Origin of the sequence: Streptomyces sp. NPDC049627 (assembly GCF_044465645.1) — a bacterium.
Lineage (GTDB): Bacteria > Actinomycetota > Actinomycetes > Streptomycetales > Streptomycetaceae > Streptomyces.
In genome coordinates, this window is sequence record NZ_JBITLW010000004.1 from 289,265 (window position 1) to 311,145 (window position 21,881).

Genomic DNA, 21,881 nt, shown 5'->3' on the forward strand with positions numbered 1-21,881 from the left:
CGCCCATGCAGATACCCTTGACATGTGACCGACGCCCAAGAAACCGCAGCAGACACTTCACTGCGAACCACCGGAGGCGCCCCTCCGGACGACGGCGGATCTTCTGTTACGGAGGCGCCGATCCCCTTGCTGGAGCCCCGCGAGGGCATTCCGGCCGTGATCGCCGACGAGGCCGCCCTCGCCGAGGTGATCGCCGCCTTCGCCGCGGGCTCGGGCCCCGTCGCCGTCGACGCCGAACGGGCGTCCGGCTACCGCTACGGCCAGCGCGCCTACCTGGTGCAGCTGCGCCGCGAGGGCGCGGGCTCCGCCCTGATCGACCCCGTGGCCTGCCCCGACCTGTCGGGACTCGGCGAGGCGCTGTCCGGTGTGGAGTGGGTGCTGCACGCCGCCACCCAGGACCTGCCCTGCCTCCGCGAGATAGGCATGGTGCCGACCCGGCTGTTCGACACCGAGCTGGCCGGGCGGCTCGCCGGGTTCCCCCGGGTCGGCCTCGGTGCGATGGTCGAGAGCGTGCTCGGGTTCGTCCTGGAGAAGGGGCACTCCGCCGTCGACTGGTCGACCCGGCCGCTGCCCGAGCCCTGGCTGCGGTATGCGGCGCTGGACGTCGAGCTCCTCATCGATCTGCGCGACGCGCTGGAGAAGGAGCTGGACCGGCAGGGGAAGCTGGAGTGGGCGCAGCAGGAGTTCGCCGCGATCGCGGCCGCGCCGCCGGCCGAACCGCGCAAGGATCCCTGGCGTCGGACGTCGGGGATGCACAAGGTGCGGCGGCGTCGACAGCTGGCCGTGGTGCGGGAGCTGTGGCAGACGCGGGACCGTATCGCCCAGAAGCGGGATGTGTCGCCGGGCAAGGTGCTGTCCGACGCGGCCATCGTGGAGGCCGCGCTCGCCGTGCCCGGGACCGTGCACGCCCTTGCCGCGCTGAATGGTTTCGGTCATCGGATGGGGCGGCGGCAGCTGGAGCAGTGGCAGGCCGCGGTGGATCGTGCGAAGGCTTTGGCCGAATCCCAGTTGCCGGCGCCCGGGCAGCCGGTGACGGGCCCTCCGCCGCCGCGTGCGTGGGCCGACAAGGATCCTGTGGCCGCGGCGCGGTTGTCTGCGGCTCGGGCCGCGGTTTCCGCGCTGGCCGAGCAGCTCAACATGCCTCAGGAGAATCTGATCACGCCGGATACGGTGCGGCGGGTCTGCTGGGAGCCGCCGAAGGCGGTGACTGCCGAGTCGGTTGCCGAGGCGCTGGCTGGTTACGGTGCCCGGGCTTGGCAGGTTGAGCAGGTCACGCCGGTTTTGGTTGCCGCGTTGTCCGCCTAGTCGCCGTAGGAGGTTCCTCTCGTACGGCGACTGCGGGTGCCTTCTGGCTGGTCGCGCAGTCGCCCGCGCCGCCGGACCGACGCGATCTCCGGTCAGAGGCCCGACGGCTCCCCGAAGGTGTGACCTTCGCCGCTCCCCTCGTCAGGACTGTGCAGCTACGTTACCCACAAGTAGCATGGGCCTGAGCGCGCGCTCAGCGCATGCGTGCCGCAGCAGTGCCATCCCGCACCCTGGAGGAGAGCCATCGTGCCTCGTACCGTCAGGGACGTCGTCTTCGTCGACGGCGTCCGCACCCCGTTCGGCAAGGCGGGCCCGAAGGGCATCTACCACGAGACCCGCGCCGACGACCTCGTCGTGAAGGCGATCCGGGAGCTGCTGCGCCGCAACCCCGGTCTCGACCCCAAGAAGATCGACGAGGTCGCCATCGCCGCGACCACGCAGATCGGCGACCAGGGCCTGACCCTCGGCCGCACGGCGGGCATCCTCGCCGGTCTGCCCCAGTCGGTCCCCGGCTACTCCATCGACCGCATGTGCGCCGGCGCCCTGACCGCCGTCACCACGGTCGCCGGTTCCATCGCCTTCGGTGCCTACGACGCCGTCATCGCCGGTGGTGTCGAGCACATGGGCCGCCACCCGATGGGCGAGGGCGTGGACCCGAACCCGCGGTTCGTCAGCGAGAAGCTGGTCGACGAGTCCGCCCTGTTCATGGGCATGACGGCGGAGAACCTGCACGACCGCTACCCGCACATCACCAAGCAGCGCGCCGACGAGTACGCCGTGCGCTCGCAGGAGAAGGCCGCCAAGGCGTACGCCAACGGCAAGATCCAGCAGGACCTGGTACCGATCTCGGTGCGCCGCACCAACCCCGAGGCGGGCGAGACGGGCTGGGGCCTGGTCACCGCCGACGAGCCGATGCGCCCGGGCACCACCCTGGAGAGCCTCGCCGGTCTCAAGACCCCGTTCCGCGTCCACGGCCGGGTCACCGCCGGTAACGCGGCCGGTCTGAACGACGGCGCCACCGCCTCGATCATCGCCTCCGAGGACTTCGCCCGCGAGAACAACCTCCCGGTGAAGATGCGCCTCGTCTCCTACGCCTTCGCGGGCGTGGAGCCGGAGGTCATGGGCTACGGCCCGATCCCGGCGACCGAGAAGGCCCTCGCCAAGGCCGGTCTGTCGATCGAGGACATCAACCTCTTCGAGATCAACGAGGCCTTCGCCGTCCAGGTCCTGGCCTTCCTGGACCACTACGGCATCGCCGACGACGACGAGCGCGTCAACCAGTACGGCGGCGCGATCGCCTTCGGCCACCCGCTGGCCTCCTCCGGCGTCCGTCTGATGACGCAGCTGGCCCGCCAGTTCGAGGAGCAGCCGAACGTCCGCTACGGCCTGACCACCATGTGCGTCGGCTTCGGCATGGGCGCGACGGTCATCTGGGAGAACCCGCACTTCGAGGGGGACAAGTGAGCACCACCGCCGAGCTTCTGAAGCAGGCCTCCGAACTGTTCCCGGACGAGGTCGTCACGAGTGCGCACGTACGCCACCTCGACCTGCCGTTCGGCGCCGGGCGCTTCGCCCTGATCACGCTGGACAACGGCTTCGACCACACCAAGCCGACCACCTTCGGCCCGGCCTCGCTGGCGAACCTGAACACCGCCATCGACCAGGTCGAGGCGGAGGCCGCGGCCGGCGACATCGTCGGCGTCGGCATCACCGGCAAGCCGTTCATCTTCGCGGTCGGCGCCGACCTCAAGGGCGTGGAGATCCTCAAGGAGTACGACCACGCGCTCGCCATCGGCAAGGGCGGCCACGAGGTCTTCAAGCGACTCGGCGGCCTCGCGGTCCCGACGTTCGCGTACTACAACGGTGCCGCGATGGGCGGTGGCGTCGAGGTCGGTCTGCACTGCAAGTACCGGACCGTCAGCAAGGCGCTCCCGGCGTTCTCGCTTCCCGAGGTGTTCCTCGGCCTGGTGCCCGGCTGGGGCGGCTGCACGATCCTGCCGAACCTGATCGGCGCCGACAAGGCCGTCCAGGTGATCATCGAGAACAGCCTCAACCAGAACAAGCAGCTCAAGGGCCGGCAGGTCTTCGACCTCGGTATCGCGGACGCGATCTTCGAGGGCGCGGACTTCCTGGAGCAGTCCCTGATCTGGACGGCTCAGGTCCTCAAGGGCGACGTCGAGGTCGAGCGCCCGGTGATCGACCGCGGTGAGGCCTGGGACCAGGCCGTCGCCAAGGGCCGCTTCATCGCCGACGGCAAGGTGCACGGCGCCGCTCCGGCCGCCTACCGTGCGCTGGACATCATCGCCGCCGCCAAGAACGGCGACCTGCAGCAGGGTTACGACGCCGAGGACAAGGCGCTCGCCGACCTGATCATGGGTGGCGAACTGCGTGCCGGCATCTACGCCTTCAACCTGGTGCAGAAGCGCGGCAAGCGTCCGGCGGGCGCCCCGGACAAGAACCTGGCGCGTCCCGTCACCAAGGTGGGCGTGGTCGGCGCGGGCCTGATGGCCTCGCAGCTCGCCCTGCTCTTCCTGCGCCGCCTGGAGGTGCCGGTCGTGCTGACCGACATCGACCAGGAGCGCGTCGACAAGGGTGTGGGCTACGTCCACGCCGAGATCGACAAGCTGCTCGGCAAGGGCCGTATCAACCAGGACAAGGCCAACCGCCTGAAGGCGCTGGTCAGCGGTGTCCTGGACAAGGCCGAGGGCTTCGCGGACGCGGACTTCGTCATCGAGGCCGTGTTCGAGGAGATCGGCGTCAAGCAGCAGGTGTTCGCGGAGGTGGAGGCGGTCGCCCCGGCGCACGCGATCTTCGCCACCAACACCTCCTCGCTGTCGGTCTCGGAGATGGCGTCGAAGCTCCAGCACCCCGAGCGGGTCGTCGGCTTCCACTTCTTCAACCCGGTGGCGGTCCTGCCGCTGCTGGAGATCGTCCGCGGCGAGAAGACGGACGACGCCTCGCTGGCCACGGCGTTCGCCGTCGCCAAGAAGCTGAAGAAGACCGCGGTGCTGACGAAGGACGCCCCGGCGTTCGTCGTGAACCGCATCCTGACCCGCTTCATGGGCGAGATCCAGAACGTCATCGACGAGGGCACGCCGGTCGAGGTCGCCGAGAAGGCCGTAGAGCCGCTCGGTCTGCCGATGTCCCCGCTGGTCCTGCTGGAGCTGGTCGGCCCCGCGATCGGCCTGCACGTCTCGGAGACCCTCAACCGGGCCTTCCCGGACCGCTTCACGGTCTCCCCGAACCTCGCGGCCGTCGTCAAGGCCGGCAAGCGCGGCTTCTACGTCTACGACTCCGGGAAGCCGGAGCTGGACCCCGAGGTCGCCGCGCTCCTGAAGCAGGGCGATGTCGTCCTGACCGAGGAGCAGGTCCGCGACCGCGTCCTGGACGCCGTGGCGCAGGAGATCGGCCTGATGCTGGACGAGGGCGTCGTCGCCGAGGCCCAGGACATCGACCTCTGCCTGATCACGGGCGCCGGCTGGCCCTTCCACCTGGGCGGCATCACGCCGTACCTGGACCGCGAGGGTGTCTCCGAGCGCGTGAACGGCAAGAAGTTCCTGGCGCCGGGCGTGGCGAGCGTCCCCGCGTAAGCGCTCCACTGTGAACGCCGGTGCCCTGCACGCCGACTGGTGTGCAGGGCACCGGCGTTTGTCTCATCCGGCGGTCGGGCGTACGTCCTCGACGTGGACGACGCGCAGGTCCGTGCCGTCCTGGTGGCGCTCGGCGCGGCCGTGGATGCCGACAGCCGGGTGCGACGGGTCGGCGGTGTCCACGACGGTCATCCTGGCGCACCGACCCCCGAAGGTCTTGCGCATCAGGCCCGCTCAGAGCTCCCGCCATGCCTCCAGCGCCAGCCCCGGCTCGTCCTTGCGCCGGGTGATCAGCAGCTGCCCCGTCGACGGCGACAACGTGGCCGCCACCACCCGCTCGTCCGCGTCCACCGCCAGCGCCACCACCGCGTCCGCCGCGAGCTGCGGGCCCGACTCGGTCCACCACGCGCCCGCCGACTCCTGCTCCGTCGGATATGCCGCGAAGGCGACACGGCCGCTCGCCGAGCGCTGGGCGAGCAACGTGCAGTCGTGTCCGTCGAGTTCGCAGCGGATCGCGGACACCGGGCCCGGGCCGGCGGACGGCACGAGGGTGACGGGCTTGGTGCCGGGGCGCCAGGCGCACAGGTCGCCCGAGTCGTCCGTGTAGAACAGGGTCGTGTGGTCCGCTGACGTGGCCAGGGCGCGGAGGGTGCCCGGGCGGACCGGGGTCTCCATCACCTCCTCCAGGACCGGGACACTGCCCGGTTTCTCCTGCCGCCAGTGCAGGATGGCGCCCGGTACGGCCGCGTACAGCCCGACGAGCCCGGACTCCCCCGTCACGGCGGCCAGTCGGTCGTCGACCTCACTGCCCTTGAGGTCGCGCCACGGGCCCCAGCCGCCCAGCTCCTTCTGCCCGCGCATGCTCACTCCGCCGCCCTTGTTGCGGACGAAGACATGCGCCCGCCCCTGCGCGTCGACCGTGACGGCGGGCGTGCCGGTGCGGTCGCCGGTCCTGTTCGGGTGGCCGATGGAGATCCAGTCCAGCGCGGCCAGGTGCGGCCGGAAGTGCGTGGAGTGCACCAGGCCCGCCTCGCCCGGCACGGTGGGGCGCCAGGCGGCCAGATGGGCGTAGGCGTCGGCCCCCTGGCCGACTGCGGGGCCGGGGCGCAGCTTCTGGTCGCCGCCGACCCGGCGCGGGGGTCCCCAGGGGCCGCCGGGTCCGAGTTCCGCCCGGCACAGGACGGCGTCGTCGGTCGGCAGATAGACGCTGAGGCGGCCGTCGCGGCCGCGGATGAGCCAGTCGCCGTTCACCGGATCACCATATGCGGGGCGGGTGCGCGGCCATCTCCCGGCCCCCTGTGCGGCTGTCCGGCGTCCGGCAGCCGGGTCAGACAGTGTCCGGCGGGAATCCGTGGTGGGCTCCCCCGCGGACGAGCACCCGCCAGGCTTCGATCTGCCCGGAGCAGTCGGGGAACGTCATGAGCCGGAAGCCGGGCTCCCAGCTCACAGTGAGCTCCCCCGCCTCGCCGACGGTCACACCGTCGACGCAGGGGCCAAGCTCACCGAGAATCGTGTTCAGCCTGGTCGCACGGGCGTCGTAGATCATGCGGAACGCATCGAAGGCCTGGGGTCCCGCCCCCTTCTGCGCATACCGCATGTCCGCGGAGCCCAGGAGGATCTTCCCGTGCCGCACGATCCGGAACGGGCACTGCATGTGGACCATGACCGTCTCGCCCTGGGGGCCGCCGAACTCGACGACGCCCATGTCCACCGCTCTGCCGACGGAGCGGACGACCGTACCGGTGAGGATCCGGGTGATCTCGTCCACATGGATCTCAGCAGCCACCGAACAGCCCCCCGCCTTCCTCAACGATGCGATGGTAGCCGTACCCCCTCAGCAAGGTACGTACGAGAACAGGAAGTCGACGTCATGACCGACAAGCTCACCGTGAGCGTCCTGGGCACCGGCATCATGGGCGCGGCGATGGCCCGCAACCTGGTCAGGGCCGGACACACCGTCCGCGCCTGGAACCGCACCCGCGCCAAGGCCGAGCCCCTGGCCGCCGACGGAGCGTTCGTGGCCGGCTCCCCCGCCGAGGCGGTGCAGGGCGCCGGCGTCGTCCTGACCATGCTGTACGACGGTCCGGCGGCGCTGGATGTCATGCGGAGGGCGGCGCCCGCGCTGCGCTCCGGTGCGGTGTGGGTGCAGTCGACGACCGCCGGCCTCGAGGGCATCGCCGACCTGGCCGTCTTCGCCCGCGAGCACGGCCTCGTCTTCTACGACGCCCCGGTCCTCGGCACCCGGCAGCCCGCCGAGGCCGGTCAGCTCACCGTGCTGGCGGCGGGGCCGATCGAGGGGCGGGCGACGGTGGCGCCGGTGTTCGACGCCGTCGGCGCCCGTACGGTGTGGACCGGCGAGGACGGCGCGGCGGGCACCGCGACCCGCCTGAAGCTGGTCGCCAACAGCTGGGTGCTCGCCGTGACGAACGCGGCCGGTGAGGTGCTGGCGCTGTCCAAGGCACTCGACGTGGATCCGCAGCGGTTCTTCGAGGTGATCGACGGCGGCCCGCTCGACATGGGGTATCTGCGGGCCAAGTCCGGGCTGGTGCTGAAGGACGGGTTGTCCCCGGCCCAGTTCGCGGTGGCCACGGCGGCGAAGGACGCACGGCTCATCGTGGAGGCGGGCGAGCGGTACGGCGTACGCCTGGATGTGGCCGAGGCGAGTGCGCAGCGCTTCGAGCGGGCGGCCGCTCAGGGGCACGCGGCGGAGGACATGGCGGCGGCGTACTTCGCGAGCTTCGACGAGAAGGGGACGGCCGAGGAGTGAGCCGTCCGGCCGGCTCGGCCTGCCACAGGACGCCGTGCGACCCTGGGCGCATGAACGAGGACGCCCCCCTGCTCGTGATCGTCGACGCCGCGAACGTGGTCGGGTCGGTGCCCGACGGGTGGTGGCGGGATCGGCGGGGGGCCGCGGAGCGGTTGCGGGACCGGCTGGCGGTGGACGGGGTGCCGGGGCGGGCGGGGCCCGTGGAGATCGTGCTCGTGGTGGAGGGGGCGGCTCGGGGCGTGGCGTCCGTGCCGGGCGTGCGGGTGGAGTCCGCTGCCGGGAGCGGGGACGACCACATGGTCGAGCTGGTGGAGCAGGCGGCCGGGCGGCCCAGTCTGGTGGTGACCGCGGATCGGGAACTGCGGCGCAGGGTGACGGAGTTGGGGGCGGACGTGGCGGGGCCGCGTACGGTTCGGCCGTAGTCGGCTGCCGTACGCGGCCCTGAGCGTCCTGGTCGGTTACGCGGTGTTCCCGGGCTCCCCCTTCTCCACGTCGGTCACGGTCGTCTCCTCGCGCTGTCCGAGACGGCTGTGGGAGCGGCCGTAGAGGAAGTACACGAAGAACCCCACGACCATCCAGATGCCGAACCGCACCCAGGTCTCGGCGGGCAGGTTGATCATCAGCCACAGCGAGGCGAGCACCGACAGGATCGGGATCACCGGCACCCACGGGGTGCGGAAGGCCCGGTGCAGGTCGGGGCGGGTCCTGCGGAGGATGATCACGCCGATGGCGACGACCACGAAGGCGAACAGGGTGCCGATGTTCACCAGCGCGGCGAGTTCGGTGAGGGGGGTGAAGCCGGCGAGGATCGCGATGATCACGCCGAGCAGGATGGTCGGGCGGTGCGGGGTCTTGAACCGCGGGTGGACGTGGGAGAAGAAGCGGGGCAGCAGCCCGTCGCGGCTCATCGCGAAGAACACACGGGTCTGGCCGAGGAGCAGGATCATGCAGACCGTCGTGAGGCCGACCGCGGCGCCGAAGCTGATGAAGCCCGCGTACCAGGGGTGCCCGGTGGCCTTGAAGGCGTCGGCGAGCGGGGCGTCCACGGACAGCCGGCTGTAGTGCTGCATACCGGTGACGACGATCGACACGGCGACGTACAGCGTGGTGCAGATGAGGAGGGAGCCGAGGATGCCGCGCGGCATGTCACGCTGCGGGTTCTTGGTCTCCTCGGCGGCCGTGGCCACCACGTCGAAGCCGATGAAGGCGAAGAACACGACCGAGGCGGCGGTGAAGATGCCCATCACGCCGAAGTTGGAGGGCGCCCAGCCGAACATCAACTGGATCAGTGGCGCCTGGAGACTGGATCCGGCGTCCACCTCCTGCGCCTTGGGGATGAACGGGTCGTAGTTGTCGCCGTCGATGAAGAAGGCGCCCGCGATGATCACGGTCAGGACGACGGTGACCTTGATGGCGACGACCAGGGAGGTGATCCGCGCGGACAGCTTCATGCCGAGCACGAGGATGCCGGTGAGAACGAGGACGAGCGCGGCGGCGAGGATGTCGAAGCCGAAGACGTCGGCGCCCTCTCTGCTGCCCAGCGAGGCGGGCATCTCCCAGCCCGCGTTGTCCATGAGCGACTGGATGTAGCCGGACCAGCCGACGGCCACCACCGCCGTACCGAGCGCGAACTCCAGGACCAGGTCCCAGCCGATGATCCAGGCGGGCAGTTCACCGAGGGAGGCGTACGAGAACGTGTACGCGGACCCGGCGACCGGGACCGTGGACGCGAACTCGGCGTAACAGAGCGCGGCCAGTGCACAGGCGACGCCGGCCGTGACGAACGCCAGGGCGACCGCGGGCCCGGCGTTGTTCTTCGCGACGGTGCCGGTGAGAACGAAGATGCCGGTGCCGATGATGACGCCGACACCGAAGACGGTCAGATCCAGCGCGGACAAGGACTTCTTGAGCGCGTGCTCTGGCTCCTCGGTGTCGAGGATGGACTGCTCGACTCTCTTCGTCCGGAAGAGGGTGCTGCTCACGGGCGTACCTCCCACGCTTGTCGTCCTCGACATGATCGAGAGGGGGCGTGGTACGCATGCCCCGGCGCGGGCGGATTCACACAGATGGGCCGGTTTCGCCACCAGCATGAGTGGCGCACCGGCCCATCCGGCCGTACAGCGGTGGTCAGTCCCGGCTGTCCTGCGGTCAGTCCCGGGCGGGCTCCACCGAGTCGACCTCGGCGGCCGCGCGGTCGAAGCGGCCGTCCAGCCTGGAGACCAGCCCGGTGACCTGGCGGGCGATGTCGGGGGCGGTGAGGCCGATCTCGGTCATGACCTCGGCGCGGGAGGCGTGGTCGAGGAAGCGCGGCGGGATGCCGAAGTCACGCAGCGGGACGTCGACGCCCGCGTCCCGCAGGGCCTGTGCGATCGCCGAGCCGACGCCGCCGACGCGGCTGTTGTCCTCGACGGTGACGACCACGCGGTGCCGCTCGGCGAGCGGGGCCATGGCCTCGTCGACGGGCTTGACCCAGCGCGGGTCGACGACGGTGGTGGAGATGCCCTGGTTGTCGAGGAGTTTCGCGATCTCCAGGCACATCGGCGCGAGGGCGCCCACGGAGACGAGGAGCACGTCCGGGGTGTCCGTGCCGGGCTCGCGCAGGACGTCCATGCCGCCCACCCGCCCCACGGCGGGTACGGCGGGGCCGACGGCGCCCTTGGAGAAGCGGACGACGGTCGGCGCGTCCGTGACCTCGACGGCCTCGCGCAGCTGCGCCCGCACCTGGTCGGCGTCGCGCGGGGCGGCCAGCCGCAGCCCGGGGACGACCTGGAGGATCGACATGTCCCACATGCCGTTGTGGGAGGCGCCGTCGGTGCCGGTGACGCCGGCGCGGTCGAGCACGAAGGTGACCCCGCACTTGTGCAGGGCCACGTCCATGAGGACCTGGTCGAAGGCGCGGTTGAGGAAGGTGGCGTAGACGGCGAAGACGGGGTGCACCCCGCCCGTCGCCAGGCCCGCCGCGGACACGGCGCCGTGCTGCTCGGCGATGCCGACGTCGTAGACCCGCTCGGGGAAGCGTTTGGCGAACTTGTCGAGGCCGACGGGCTGGAGCATCGCGGCCGTGATGGCGACGATGTCGTCCCGCTCCTCCCCCAGCTTGACCATCTCCTCGCCGAAGACGGAGGTCCAGTCGGCGCCGCTGGTGGCGATCGGCAGCCCGGTGTCGGGGTGGATCTTGCCGACGGCGTGGAAGCGGTCGGCCTCGTCCTGGAGGGCGGGCTGGTAGCCCCGGCCCTTCTCGGTGAGGCAGTGCACGATGACCGGCCCGCCGAACCGCTTGGCCCGCGCGAGCGCCGACTCCAGCGCATCGATGTCGTGCCCGTCGATCGGCCCGACGTACTTCAGCCCGAGGTCCTCGAACATGCCCTGCGGCGCGATGAAGTCCTTGAGGCCCTTCTTGGCGCCGTGGAGGGTCTCGTAGAGGGGCTTGCCGACGACGGGCGTGCGGTCGAGGATCTCCTTGGTGCGGGCGAGGAAGCGCTCGTAGCCGTCGGTCGTCCGCAGGGTCGCCAGGTGGTTGGCGAGACCGCCGATGGTGGGCGCGTACGACCTCTCGTTGTCGTTGACGACGATGACGAGCGGGCGGTCCTTGGCCTCGGCGATGTTGTTCAGCGCCTCCCAGGCCATGCCGCCGGTCAGCGCGCCGTCACCGATGACGGCGACGACATGGCTGTCGCGTTTGCGCAGCTGGTTGGCCTTGGCGAGGCCGTCGGCCCAGCCGAGAACCGTCGACGCATGGCTGTTCTCGATGACGTCGTGCTCGGACTCGGCCTGCGAGGGGTAGCCGGACAGGCCGCCCTTCATCTTCAGCCGCGAGAAGTCCTGACGCCCGGTGAGCAGCTTGTGCACGTAGGACTGGTGGCCCGTGTCCCACAGCACCTTGTCCCTGGGCGAGTCGAAGACCCGGTGCAGAGCGATGGTCAGCTCGACCACGCCGAGGTTGGGGCCGAGGTGGCCGCCGGTCTTGGAAACCGCGTCGACGAGGAAGGTCCGGATCTCCTCGGCCAGCTGGTCCAGCTCCTCAGGGCTGAGCCGGTCCAGATCGCGCGGTCCCGTGATGCGGGTCAGCAGCGGCACCCGTGCCTCCTTGCAGTAGAGCTGTTCGAGCTGTTGCCGGGCTCGTCGAGTCTAATGTTCCGCTCAGCCGGAAGGTTCCCGGCCCGGGGTTGGCACATCACACGATCGGCCCTACCCGATGACACCGGGTAGTACAACGCCGCGAAGGGGCGCGGGGAACTGCGCGACCGGCCACAACGGACCGGCACCCGCCAGCTCACCCACGCCCCGACGGCGCTCGGCGCTATCCGCGCTGCGCGCTACCCGCGCCCCGCGGCCTTCTGCGACTTACGGGACACGGAGTCGATGACCACCGCACCCAGCAGAACGCCACCAGTGATCATGTACTGGATCGACGTGTTCATGTTCAGCAGGTCGAGACCGGTCTGAATCGACTGGATCACCAGCATGCCCAGCAGCGCCGACCACACCGACCCACGCCCACCGAACAGCGACGTACCACCGATGACCGCGGCGGCGATCGCGAGCATCAGCGTGTTGCCGCCGCCGGCGCTGAGCGTGGCGCTCGCGGTCTGGCCGGCGAAGAACATGCCGCCGACCGCCGCGAACCCACCGGAGATCGCGAACACCGTGATCCGGATCAGCGGCACGTTGATACCCGCACGGCGGGCCGCCTCGATGCCGCCACCGACCGCGAAGATCTTGCGGCCGTAGGTCGTGCGACGCAGCACGAAGTCCACGATCACCAGCGCGGCGAGGAAGATCACCAGCGCGTTGGAGACACCGGCCGCGTCGTTCAGCACGGCCGCGGCGACGAAGGACGCCACCGCGAGCGCACCGACGCGCAGCAGGATCTCGCTGGTCGGCCGGAACGGCACGCCGGCGGCCTTGCGGCGCCGCTGGTCGTTGAGGTTGCCGACGAGGGTCAGTACGACCCCGAGGCCGGCCAGCAGGTACGCGCCGATGATGGCCTGGTCCATGAAGAACGAGCTCTGGCCGAGCAGGTGCACCGGACCCGATTCGGACGGGATGTTGATGGTGCCGCTGTCGCCCAGCAGCCACAGCATCAGACCGTTCCAGCCGAGGAAGCCGGCCAGGGTGACGACGAACGCCGGTACGCCGATCCTGGCGAAGAACCAGCCTTGCAGCGCGCCGACACCGATGCCGGTGAGGACCGCGAGGACCAGCGACAACCAGGCGTTCATGCCGTGGCTCACCACGAACACGGCGAACAGGGTGGAGGCCAGACCGCTGACGGAACCGACCGACAGGTCGATCTCGCCGAGCAGCAGCACGAACACCAGGCCGATGGCGAGCATGCCGGTGGCCGAGAGGAAGTAGCTGATGTTCGAGAGGTTGTCGGCGCTCAGGAAGCGGTCGTTCTGGAGCTGGAAGATCGTCCAGATGACGATCAGGCCGATCACCACCGGCAGCGAGCCCAGCTCACCGCCCTTGACCTTGCGCTTGAACTCGGTCCAGTAGCCCTTGAAGCCCTCTTCGCGGACCAGCAGCCGGGGGTCGACGACGGCGACCGGCGCAGCGGTGGGGTCGTCGGCGGGCGCGACGGTGGTCTGCGCCTCCGTCTCGGTGTCCGGCTTGGAAACCTTGGATGTGTCGCTCACTTTGCCGCCTCCGCGCCGCGACGCTCCGCACGACGGGTCACGGCGTTGTCCGTGGCACCCGTGATCGCGGAGATGATCTCTTCCTGACTGGTGTCCTTCACGGAGAAGAAACCGTTGTTCCTGCCCAGGCGCAGCACGGCGACGTTGTCGGCGACCGCCTTCACGTCTGCCATGTTGTGGCTGATGAGGATGACGGCGAGGTTGCGCTCGCGCAGCCGCTCGACCAGGTCGAGGACCTGGGCGGTCTGCTCGACACCGAGGGCGGCGGTGGGCTCGTCGAGGATGACGAGCTTGGGCTCGCCGATCAGGGCGCGCGCGATGGCGACGACCTGACGCTGACCGCCGGAGAGGCTCGCGATCGGGATGCGCACGCTCGGGATGCGGATGGAGAGCGTGCTCAGCAGCTCGCGGGCCTTCTGCTCCATCGAGACCTCGTCGATGACGCCGCGGTGCAGCAGTTCGCGTCCGAGGTAGAGGTTGCCGACCACGTCGAGGTTGTCGCACAGGGCGAGGTCCTGGTAGACCGTCGCGACGCCGAGTCCCTGGGCGTCGTGCGGCTTGTTGATGCTGACCTGGCTGCCGCCCCACTCGATGACGCCCTCATCGATGGGATGCACACCGGCGATCGTCTTGACCAGCGTGGACTTTCCGGCGCCGTTGTCGCCCACCAGGGCGACCACTTCTCCGGCGTGGACCTCCAGATCGACGTCGGTGAGGGCCTGCACCGCACCGAATCGCTTGGAGACTCCGCGCAACGCCAGCACGGGCGTAGCGGACACGTGAATCATCTCCTTCGCCGCCTGACCGGCGGGAATGCCGCGCTCGGGGTGGGGCGCGGCGGGTTGTGCTCGAAGCACGGATTTACAGGATGAACATGCGCGCGGCCGGTGCGTCCTGACAACGGCTGCGTCGGTCATGGTTGCGTCCGGCGCCCGTCCCGCAGCGGGGTTGGAAGGTGGGACGGGCGCCGGACAGGTTCGCTCGCCGCTGAAGCGGCGGGTCGCTGCGGACCGGACTTACTGCAGACCGGCCTTCTTGCACGCGGCGGCGTAGTCCGAGGTGCAGATCTGGGCGACGGTGTAGAGACCGTCCTTGACTACCGTGTCCTTGATGTTCTTCACGGTCACCGAGACCGGGGTCAGGAGCTTGGCCTGGACCTTGTCGCCGGAGCCGCTGGTCACCGAGGTGTCGGCCAGGGACTTGATGTCCTTGCCCTGCAGCAGGTTGACCGCGAGCTCGGCGGCGGTCTCGGCCTCGGGCTTGTAGGCCTTGTAGACCGTGGCGGACTGGGTACCGGCGACGATCCGCTGGATGGCCGCGAGCTCCGCGTCCTGGCCCGTCAGCGGGATGGTGCTGATGCCCGCACCCTTGAGGGTGTTGGCGATACCACCGGCCATGCCGTCGTTGGCGGCGTACACGCCCGCGATGTTCTTGGCGCCCAGCTGGGTGATGGCGGCGGACATCTTCTGCGCGGCGACGGTGTCCTTCCACAGACCCGACTGCTCGTAGGCGATGTCGACCTTGCCGTCGAGGACCTTGTGCGCGCCTTCCTTGAACTGCGCGGCGTTCGGGTCGGCGTCGTCACCGTTGATCATGACGACCTTCGACTTGGCGGTCGCCTTGGAGCCGAGGGCGTCGAGCAGGGCCTGACCCTGGAGCTCGCCGACCTTGACGTTGTCGAAGGAGACGTACGCGGAGACCGGGCCCTGGGCCAGCCGGTCGTACGCGACGACCTTGACGCCCTTGCTCACCGCGGAGGCGATGGAGGACTTGATGGCGGCGGAGTCCTGGGCGGAGACCACGATGACCTTGACACCCTTGGTGACCATGCTGCTCATCTGCTGAGCCTGCTTGGCCGGGTCGGCCGCGGCGTTGGCGTAGGAGACGGTGCAGTCGCCGCACAGCTCCTTGACCTTGTCCTCGAAGTACGGCTTGTCGAACTTCTCGTACCGCGCGGTGACGTTGTCGGGCAGGAGCAGACCGATCGACTTGCCGCCGGTGCCGGCGCTGCTGCCGCCGTCGTTGTCCTTGTCACCGGCCTTGCCACAGGCGGCCACCGAGACGGCGAGGGCCGAGATCGCCACGGACACGGCCGCACGACGCATGAGCGTGTTCACTTGAGAAACCTCCCTGACGAGGCCGCGACACTGCGGCCGAGGTGGCTGGAAGTCAACTCGGCCACACGTGCGACGTCAAGAAGTAAATCCTTAACGGGTTGGCAACGGTGCCAACCGTTCTCTAAGTGAAGGCAGCGGTGGCCATGGGCAGGGTGCCGGCGACACTTCCGTCCAAAAGTGCCGAATCCCCCATCTCGCTGAGCGCGAGGGCGAGTGCTCCGAGCACCTCCGCGCGACCACCAAGTGCCCCTGGGAGAACGGAGAGTTGACGCGCCGCGCTGGGGATGGCGTAGCGGCCCACGGACTCCCGGATGGGCCCGAGGACCAGCTCGCCGGCCTCGGCGAGATCACCGCCCAGAACCACGCGGCTCGGGTTCAGAAGATTGCAGAGGTTGGCGACTCCACTGCCGATATGGCGGCCGACGTCGGCGATCACCCGACGACAGCCCGGATCACCGTCCCTGGCCAGCCGTACGACGCCCTCCATGGTCAGATCGGTGCCGTGGCTGGGCTGGAGGAGCGGAAGCACATAGCGGGCGGCCGCGAAGGTCTCCAGGCAGCCCCGGTTTCCGCAGCGGCAGACAGGGCCGGACTCATCAAGAGTAATATGCCCGATTTCTCCCGCTGTGCCACCCGGGCCCCGATAGATCTTGCCGTTGATGACCAGACCGGCGCCGACACCGCTGGCCACCTTGATGTACGCCAGGTCCCTGACGCCCCGCCCGCTGCCCCAGACCAGCTCGCCCAAGGCGCCCAGGTTGGCGTCGTTGTCCACGTGCACGGGCACGCCGAGGCGGCCGCGCAGCTCCTCGGCGGGCTTGGTGCCGGTCCAGCCCGGCAGGATGGACATCGAGCCCAGGGTGCCGGACTCGACGTCGATGGGTCCGGGCACGCCGAGACCCACCCCGGCGATCTTGGACCGGTCGACGCCGGTCGCCGCGATCAGCCGGTTGACCAGCTCTTCGGCCCGGTCGAAGCCCTGGGCCGAGGAGGCGTCGACGTCCAGCGGCTCGGACTCCTCGGCCAGCACCTGATGGGCGAGGTTCCCGACCGCGACGCGCAAATGGGTGTGGCCGAAGTCCACCCCTATGACGATCCCGGCGTCGCCGCTCAGCGAGACGCTGCGGGCCCGGCGGCCGCCCGCCGACGTGGGCGTGACCTCGACCGTTCCGCCGTCCTTGAGCTCGCGCACGATGTTGGAGACCGTCGCGGCGGACAGACCCGTGGTCCTGGCGATCTCCGCCTGGGTGAGGGATCCGGCCAGCCGGACGGCCCGGACGACCCGCTCCAGGTTGGCTCGGTGCAGCGACGACTGCGACCCCGGAGTCTCCACGACGACCTCCTGCGCGCGGGACCGCTTCTGTGAGGCCCCGTTCGTGTCCAACTAGTGAACTCTAAGCTGAGCCGTTCGGGTTGGCTCCCGTCAAGAGGTTGAACCGGATCCGGGGATGTGTACGCGCACACGTAAGCCACCCCTGTGTGGGGTGGCTCACGGATGACGTGGGGTGACGTGGCGCTTACATCGGGGTCAACGGAGAGCGTTTACTTCAGCGCACCGGCCGTCAGGCCCGCCACCACCTGGCGCTGGAAGACGATGTAGGCCGCCAGCACCGGCAGCATCGCCATCACCAGGCCGGCGAAGAGGCCGGACCAGTCACCCTTGTAGCCCTGACTGACGGCCAGCTGCACCAAGCCCTGGGTGAGGACTCGCTTGTCCGGGTCGGTGTTGAGGACCGTGGGCAGCATGTACTGGTTCCACTGGCCCAGGAAGTTGAAGATGCCGACGCTGATCAAGCCCGGCTTGGCCATCGGCAGCATGATCTGGAAGAACGTGCGGGAGTGGGAGGCGCCGTCGACGAAGGCCGCTTCGGCCACCGATGTCGGCAGCGTGCGGAAGAACGCGGTCAGGAAGAACACCGTGAACGGTAGCGAATACGCGATGTAGACCAGGATCAGGCCGTGGATCGTGTTCAGCAGGCCCATGTTGTTCACGACGTAGAAGAGCGGGACCAGCGCGAGCATGATCGGGAAGCTCATGCCGCCGATGAACAGGAAGTAGATGAAGCGGTTGCCCGGGAAGTCGAAGCGGGCGAGGACGTACGCCGCCATCGAACCGAGCACCAGGGTGCCGACCAGCGAACCCCCCACCACCAGGATGGTGTTGAGGAAGTAGTCGCTCATGTTGGCCTGGGTCCAGGCCCGCGACCAGTTCGAGAAGTGCAGTTCGTCCGGCAGCGACCAGGGCGAGCCGAAGATGGACCTGTCGTCCTTGAAGGACGTCATCACCGCCCACAACAGCGGCATGACGACCATGAACGCCCAGATGACGAGGACGCCGTGGGAGAAGACGTTGAGGACGGTGCCCTCTTTCTTGTCCCTGTCCGGCTTTTTGACCGTTACGTCGATCTTGGTGACGGGCATACCGGACTCGGCCGGTACGGGAGCAGTGGTCTCGGTCGTCTTCATCTGTCAGAACTCCAGCCGCTCGCGCCGTCCCAGCCGCATCACGATCGCGGCGAAGGCCAGCGTGACGATGAGCAGGGCCACACCGATCGTGGTGGCGTAAGCGGCCTGCCCGTCACGGAACGCTTTCTGGTACACGTAAAGGACCATGACCGTGGTCGAGTAGTCGGGGCCGCCAGGCCCGGTCGTCATGATGTGTACGACCGCGAAGGACTCGGCGCCAAGGGCGAGGATGCCCATATAGACCCAGCCGGACTGCACGGTGTCCCACAGCAGTGGCAGGGTGATCCGGAAGAACGTGGTGGCGCGGCCGGCGCCGTCGAGCAGCGCGGCCTCGTACAGATCGGCCGGAATGGAGGCCATACCGGCGGAGAACAGGACCACGAAGAAGCCGACCGTGGACCAGACGATCACCGCCATCACGGCCCACAGGGCAAGGTTCGGGTCGCCCAGCCAGAGCGGCTGAACGCTGTCCAGTCCGATCCCGCTCAGGACCGAGTTGATCGCGCCACTGTCCGGGTTGTACGCGAACGCGAACAACAGCGCGACGATAGCGATCGACAGTACCTGCGGGAAGAAATAGACGATCTTGTAGAACGAGGAACCGCGGACACCGGTGATCGCCGGGCCGCCCTTTCTGCGCCGTCCGCCCACATTGATCATGAAGGCGAGGAAGAGCGCGAAACCAATCGTCACCAGCGGCAGCAACAACGCGAAAACCAGGCTGTGCTGCAACGACTTCCAGAAGATGTCGTCGTCGAGCATCCTCTCGTAATTGTCGAAGCCGACCATCTTGAACTCGGGGCTCAGTCCGGTCCAGTCCGTGAACGAGTAGTAGATGGACTGGATGAACGGCCAGACGACGAAGAGCGCGTACAGCCCCAGGGGCGCCGCGAGGAACCCCACGATGAACCGGTACTTGCCGTGCTGCATGTGCTATCGACCCCGATCTGCGCGCGGGTGCAGCCGCTGGTGACGGATCCGCACGGGACCTACTGGTGCTTGTAGTGCTTGATCGACGTATCCTTGGCGGCCTCGTCGGCGAAGCCCTGGATCTTCTTGATGGTTTCGGCCGGGGTGAGGCGGCCGGCCATCATCTCGCCGAGACAGGCCACACCGATCTTCTCCTTCTGCAGCTGTACGTACCAGTCCTGGAGCCGCGGATTCACCACGTTCTCGCCGGCCTTGTCCAGCGCCGCCACGCCGGACTTGAGACCCGGGGTGAGGGTGATGCCGTCGGTACCGCCGTTGTACGCAGTCAGCGACTTGACCTTGCTCGTGAAGTTCTTGGAGCTGGCCTCGCTCAGCATGATGCGCAGCTGCTCCATGCCGCCCGCGGTGTTCTTCGCCTTGGCGGGGACGATGAACGGCTCGCCGCCGGAGGCCCAGATCGTGCCGAAGGGCAGCTTGTCGGAGCTGTCGATCCCGGTCGGCGCGGAGACGGCGAGGTCGAAGTCCTTCGGGATGACCTTCGCCGACTCGTTCTCCACCCAGGAGCCGTTCGGGATGAACAGCGCCTTGCCCTGGGCCCACGCGGTCTGCGACTGGATGTGGTCCAGACCCGGGGTGCCCTTGAGGATGTAGCCCTTCTTGTAGAGCTCGTAGTAGGCATCGAAGCATGCCTTGACCGCCGGGTGCTTCCAGGCGTTCGGCTCCAGGTTGTCGATGGCGTCGAGGACCTCGACTCCGCCGACCTTGCCGATCATCGGGTAGAGCGAGAAGGGGAGGTAGTACGGGTACTTGCCTGCGTACGTCCAGCCCGCCATGCCCTTCTTCTTGGCCTTCTCGCAGACCGCGAGCATCTGATCCCAGGTCTCGGGGTACTGCTCGTCGAGCGAGTCCAGGGCCTTCTGCGAGTACCAGACGCCGTACACCGTGTAGGCGTAGTACAGGATCCAGACCGGGTCGCCGTCGAACTGGCCCATCTCCACGATGCCCGGGCGCAGCGTGTCGCGGACCTTCTTGTTCGGGTCGTCGTACGACGGGGCGTCCAGCAGCGGCGTGAGGTCGGCGAGCTGCTTCTTGCCGACGAGGACGCCCATGTCCATCTGCTCGGCACCGGAGTTGTCGATGAGGTCCGGCGGGGTGCCCTGGTTGAAGCGGGGCTGGAGCGTGGACTGGATCTTCTGGGTGGCGGAGAACTTGACGTCTACCTTGGGGTAGTTCTGCTCGTAGATCTTCACGGCGTCCTCGGCGTACTCCTTACCGAAGCCGCCGTCGAAGAGCACGAACTCCATCTGCGCGGTGTCATTGACGCCGAGCGGGTTCTTCGCGGTCTTCTTGCCTTCCTTGGCCTTGTCCCCGTTGTCGCTTCCCCCGCTGCTGGCGCATGCGGACAAGAAGCTCATCGTCGGCACGGAGATCAAGCCGAGCGCGGCCGACCTCTTGATCAGATCGCGCCGGCCGACACCTGCCACGCCGTGGTCGCCGGTGCCGTTGCTCTCGGTGTGAGTGGATCCCATCAGAACTCCTTCGAGGGGACTACCGGCCTTAGCCAGTGGAGGAAGCGAAGGCCCCTGGTAGCTGCCCGGTGCGGAGCCGAGACGGACCACTTCACACGTACGCGTGAAGTTTCAGGGACCACAGGCTTGACATGCAGGCGACGTGCGGATATTCGCCGCGAACTTGGGGCCAGGAAGACTCGCCGGTTCTCCGGCGGCGTGCAGGGCTTCGGACTGCACTGGGCGCGGTGCCCGAAGTACCGCCGTCCGGTCATGGGCGACCGAGTGGCGGTACGTCTGGAGGAGCCGATTCGGCACGAGGCTGACGAACGGGGGTGGGAGATCGTGGCGCTGGATGTGATGCCCGACCACGTGGGCCTGTTCGTCGGATACACGTCTCGAAGACCAGGGTCGGCCACGGACACCAGTCCGCACAGCTGAAGGAGATCCGGTCGTTCGACCGGGAATGCCAGGGCCGCTGGTCCTTCTCCTCCCAGCAGGCCACCCTCCGGCGGCTGGACAAGGCGTTCGCGGTGTTCTTCCCCCGCGTCAACAATGGCGAGGTATGTGCCCCGCTGTCGCTGAATGCACGTTTTGGCATGCGGTGGATTCCGTGCACGCCACGACCAAGGTCCCTGACGCCTGATCAGGAACTCGCCGCCAAGGCTGCCTACGAAAGCGGCCGGAAGACTGCCGACATCGCTGCCGACATGGGATGCGACCCGAAGACGATCACATCTGCGCTCAAGCGGCACGGAGTCACGTTGCGCCGATCCACTCCCTCCGAGGAAGGCAGACGCCGGATCAGCGTTGCGGCGAAGGCAGCGTGGGACGAAGGCAAGAAGCCTCCGATGCTGGGTCGCAAGCACTCCGAAGAGAGCCGAGAGCAGATGCGAGCGGCCCAAGGCGGAGAGAAGAACCCGGGGCGGCGGGGAGGAATCAAGAGGGTCAAGGCGAAGTCCGGTAAGGGCTACTGCTTGCACCGACTCGCGCCCGACCACCCTTCGCGGGCCGACACCGCAAGCAAGTACGTTGCGGAGCATCGTTGGGTGATGGAGGAGCACCTCGGTCGCCACCTCAACGACAACGAAGACGTACACCACCGCAACGGCATCAAGGACGACAACCGCATCGAGAACCTCAAGCTGGTCGCCCATGCCAACCACTTCGGCGAAGTCAGCCGTCCCCACTGCCTGGAGGCCATGGACGCCCGCAACACCTCCCGCGAGTGCCCCGAGTGCGGGCACACCAGCGCGGAGAACCGCATCACCCGGGCGAAGTTCGCGTGCGGCAAGTGCGGTTTCCTCGCGAATGCCGATCACGTCGGCGCGCCGAACGTCCGCAACAGGGCCGGGCTGGTCCTCTGTGAAGCTGCTCAGCCGGCGATCCAGGAAGCCCGCGCGTTTTCGCGTGGGTGGAGTCACGCTCAAGTCCTCGCCTTCTCCAGGACTCAGGCGGTGAACCGGATCCTCCCCGGCACCGCGGTCGGGTCAAGCTGGGTAGTGCAGGAAGTGCGGAGAATCATGTGAAGTGCCGACAGGTATAGTCCACTTCCCGCC

General features: G+C 68.7%; 19 protein-coding genes and 1 pseudogene. 8 read left to right on the top strand and 12 right to left on the bottom strand.

The window, feature by feature from the left end; translation table 11 throughout:
• Window positions 1-24 precede the first annotated feature (24 nt).
• The 3 genes from ACIBU0_RS13125 to ACIBU0_RS13135 all read left to right on the top strand — a co-directional run bounded on the left by ACIBU0_RS13125 (window position 25) and on the right by ACIBU0_RS13135 (window position 4,895).
• Window positions 25-1,305, top strand: coding sequence for an HRDC domain-containing protein (locus ACIBU0_RS13125; protein WP_398816176.1), 1,281 nt, complete (start codon window positions 25-27; stop codon window positions 1,303-1,305).
• A 246-nt stretch (window positions 1,306-1,551) separates the two neighbouring features.
• Complete coding sequence (locus ACIBU0_RS13130) at window positions 1,552-2,769, top strand: thiolase family protein (protein ID WP_398816179.1); 1,218 nt, start codon at window positions 1,552-1,554, stop codon at window positions 2,767-2,769.
• On the top strand, window positions 2,766-4,895 hold the full coding sequence (locus tag ACIBU0_RS13135) for a 3-hydroxyacyl-CoA dehydrogenase NAD-binding domain-containing protein (RefSeq protein ID WP_398816182.1): 2,130 nt from the start codon (window positions 2,766-2,768) through the stop codon (window positions 4,893-4,895). Before ACIBU0_RS13130 ends, ACIBU0_RS13135 begins: the two co-directional genes overlap by 4 nt.
• Window positions 4,896-4,958: 63 nt before the next feature.
• On the opposite strand, the gene ACIBU0_RS13140 is transcribed toward ACIBU0_RS13135, so the two are convergent.
• From ACIBU0_RS13140 to ACIBU0_RS13150, 3 genes are all read right to left on the bottom strand, one after another.
• Window positions 4,959-5,087, bottom strand: a complete 129-nt coding sequence (locus ACIBU0_RS13140; protein WP_398816185.1) for a hypothetical protein — start codon at window positions 5,085-5,087, stop codon at window positions 4,959-4,961.
• Window positions 5,088-5,129: 42 nt separating this feature from the next.
• On the bottom strand, window positions 5,130-6,146 hold the full coding sequence (locus ACIBU0_RS13145; RefSeq protein WP_398816188.1) for a hypothetical protein: 1,017 nt from the start codon (window positions 6,144-6,146) through the stop codon (window positions 5,130-5,132).
• A 76-nt stretch (window positions 6,147-6,222) separates the two neighbouring features.
• Window positions 6,223-6,681, bottom strand: a complete 459-nt coding sequence (locus tag ACIBU0_RS13150; protein ID WP_398816191.1) for a hypothetical protein — start codon at window positions 6,679-6,681, stop codon at window positions 6,223-6,225.
• Window positions 6,682-6,765: 84 nt separating this feature from the next.
• Here ACIBU0_RS13150 and ACIBU0_RS13155 point away from each other — a divergent pair, with 84 nt between their 5' ends.
• On the top strand, window positions 6,766-7,662 hold the full coding sequence (locus ACIBU0_RS13155; RefSeq protein ID WP_398816194.1) for an NAD(P)-dependent oxidoreductase: 897 nt from the start codon (window positions 6,766-6,768) through the stop codon (window positions 7,660-7,662).
• A 50-nt stretch (window positions 7,663-7,712) separates the two neighbouring features.
• Complete coding sequence (locus tag ACIBU0_RS13160) at window positions 7,713-8,084, top strand: NTP pyrophosphohydrolase (RefSeq protein WP_398816197.1); 372 nt, start codon at window positions 7,713-7,715, stop codon at window positions 8,082-8,084.
• 36 nt (window positions 8,085-8,120) lie between these two features.
• Here ACIBU0_RS13160 and ACIBU0_RS13165 read toward each other — a convergent pair whose 3' ends face one another.
• From ACIBU0_RS13165 to ngcE, 9 genes are all read right to left on the bottom strand, one after another.
• Window positions 8,121-9,644, bottom strand: coding sequence for an amino acid permease (locus tag ACIBU0_RS13165; protein ID WP_398816200.1), 1,524 nt, complete (start codon window positions 9,642-9,644; stop codon window positions 8,121-8,123).
• A 166-nt stretch (window positions 9,645-9,810) separates the two neighbouring features.
• Window positions 9,811-11,739 (bottom strand): 1-deoxy-D-xylulose-5-phosphate synthase, encoded by a 1,929-nt coding sequence (gene dxs, locus ACIBU0_RS13170; protein WP_398816203.1) that lies wholly within the window; start codon window positions 11,737-11,739, stop codon window positions 9,811-9,813.
• 239 nt (window positions 11,740-11,978) lie between these two features.
• Window positions 11,979-13,301, bottom strand: coding sequence for a sugar ABC transporter permease (locus ACIBU0_RS13175; RefSeq protein ID WP_398816206.1), 1,323 nt, complete (start codon window positions 13,299-13,301; stop codon window positions 11,979-11,981).
• Window positions 13,298-14,089, bottom strand: coding sequence for an ATP-binding cassette domain-containing protein (locus ACIBU0_RS13180; protein ID WP_398816906.1), 792 nt, complete (start codon window positions 14,087-14,089; stop codon window positions 13,298-13,300). The genes ACIBU0_RS13175 and ACIBU0_RS13180 overlap by 4 nt, the downstream gene beginning before the upstream one ends.
• Before the next feature lie 228 nt (window positions 14,090-14,317).
• Window positions 14,318-15,406, bottom strand: a complete 1,089-nt coding sequence (locus ACIBU0_RS13185) for a sugar ABC transporter substrate-binding protein (RefSeq protein WP_398816909.1) — start codon at window positions 15,404-15,406, stop codon at window positions 14,318-14,320.
• Window positions 15,407-15,539: 133 nt separating this feature from the next.
• Entirely contained in the window at window positions 15,540-16,751 is a 1,212-nt protein-coding gene (locus tag ACIBU0_RS13190) for an ROK family transcriptional regulator (RefSeq protein ID WP_398816912.1), read from the bottom strand.
• 209 nt (window positions 16,752-16,960) lie between these two features.
• Entirely contained in the window at window positions 16,961-17,884 is a 924-nt protein-coding gene (locus ACIBU0_RS13195) for a carbohydrate ABC transporter permease (protein ID WP_398816209.1), read from the bottom strand.
• A 3-nt stretch (window positions 17,885-17,887) separates the two neighbouring features.
• The gene (locus tag ACIBU0_RS13200; RefSeq protein ID WP_398816212.1) at window positions 17,888-18,814 is read right to left on the bottom strand and encodes a carbohydrate ABC transporter permease; all 927 of its coding nucleotides are present in this window, start codon (window positions 18,812-18,814) and stop codon (window positions 17,888-17,890) included.
• Window positions 18,815-18,873: 59 nt separating this feature from the next.
• Window positions 18,874-20,343 (bottom strand): N-acetylglucosamine/diacetylchitobiose ABC transporter substrate-binding protein, encoded by a 1,470-nt coding sequence (gene ngcE, locus ACIBU0_RS13205; protein WP_398816214.1) that lies wholly within the window; start codon window positions 20,341-20,343, stop codon window positions 18,874-18,876.
• A gap of 252 nt (window positions 20,344-20,595) precedes the next feature.
• Here ngcE and ACIBU0_RS13210 point away from each other — a divergent pair, with 252 nt between their 5' ends.
• The 3 genes and pseudogenes from ACIBU0_RS13210 to ACIBU0_RS13220 all read left to right on the top strand — a co-directional run bounded on the left by ACIBU0_RS13210 (window position 20,596) and on the right by ACIBU0_RS13220 (window position 21,851).
• Window positions 20,596-20,763, top strand: coding sequence for a hypothetical protein (locus tag ACIBU0_RS13210; protein ID WP_398816217.1), 168 nt, complete (start codon window positions 20,596-20,598; stop codon window positions 20,761-20,763).
• A pseudogene (locus ACIBU0_RS13215) lies at window positions 20,715-20,885 on the top strand (RNA-guided endonuclease TnpB family protein); the annotation flags it as partial. The gene ACIBU0_RS13210 and the pseudogene ACIBU0_RS13215, both read left to right, overlap by 49 nt.
• A 147-nt stretch (window positions 20,886-21,032) precedes the next feature.
• Window positions 21,033-21,851, top strand: coding sequence for a zinc ribbon domain-containing protein (locus ACIBU0_RS13220; RefSeq protein WP_398816915.1), 819 nt, complete (start codon window positions 21,033-21,035; stop codon window positions 21,849-21,851).
• The last annotated feature ends 30 nt before the right edge of the window (window positions 21,852-21,881 follow it).

Coding starts and splice junctions, on each gene's coding strand:
- ACIBU0_RS13140 (WP_398816185.1), bottom strand. CDS start 5,087: ATGACCGTCGTGGACACCGCCGACCCGTCGCACCCGGCTGTCGGCATC.
- ACIBU0_RS13155 (WP_398816194.1), top strand. CDS start 6,766: ATGACCGACAAGCTCACCGTGAGCGTCCTGGGCACCGGCATCATGGGC.
- ACIBU0_RS13160 (WP_398816197.1), top strand. CDS start 7,713: ATGAACGAGGACGCCCCCCTGCTCGTGATCGTCGACGCCGCGAACGTG.
- ACIBU0_RS13180 (WP_398816906.1), bottom strand. CDS start 14,089: ATGATTCACGTGTCCGCTACGCCCGTGCTGGCGTTGCGCGGAGTCTCC.
- ACIBU0_RS13185 (WP_398816909.1), bottom strand. CDS start 15,406: ATGCGTCGTGCGGCCGTGTCCGTGGCGATCTCGGCCCTCGCCGTCTCG.
- ACIBU0_RS13195 (WP_398816209.1), bottom strand. CDS start 17,884: ATGAAGACGACCGAGACCACTGCTCCCGTACCGGCCGAGTCCGGTATG.
- ACIBU0_RS13200 (WP_398816212.1), bottom strand. CDS start 18,814: ATGCAGCACGGCAAGTACCGGTTCATCGTGGGGTTCCTCGCGGCGCCC.
- ngcE (WP_398816214.1), bottom strand. CDS start 20,343: ATGGGATCCACTCACACCGAGAGCAACGGCACCGGCGACCACGGCGTG.
- ACIBU0_RS13210 (WP_398816217.1), top strand. CDS start 20,596: ATGGGCGACCGAGTGGCGGTACGTCTGGAGGAGCCGATTCGGCACGAG.
- ACIBU0_RS13220 (WP_398816915.1), top strand. CDS start 21,033: ATGGGATGCGACCCGAAGACGATCACATCTGCGCTCAAGCGGCACGGA.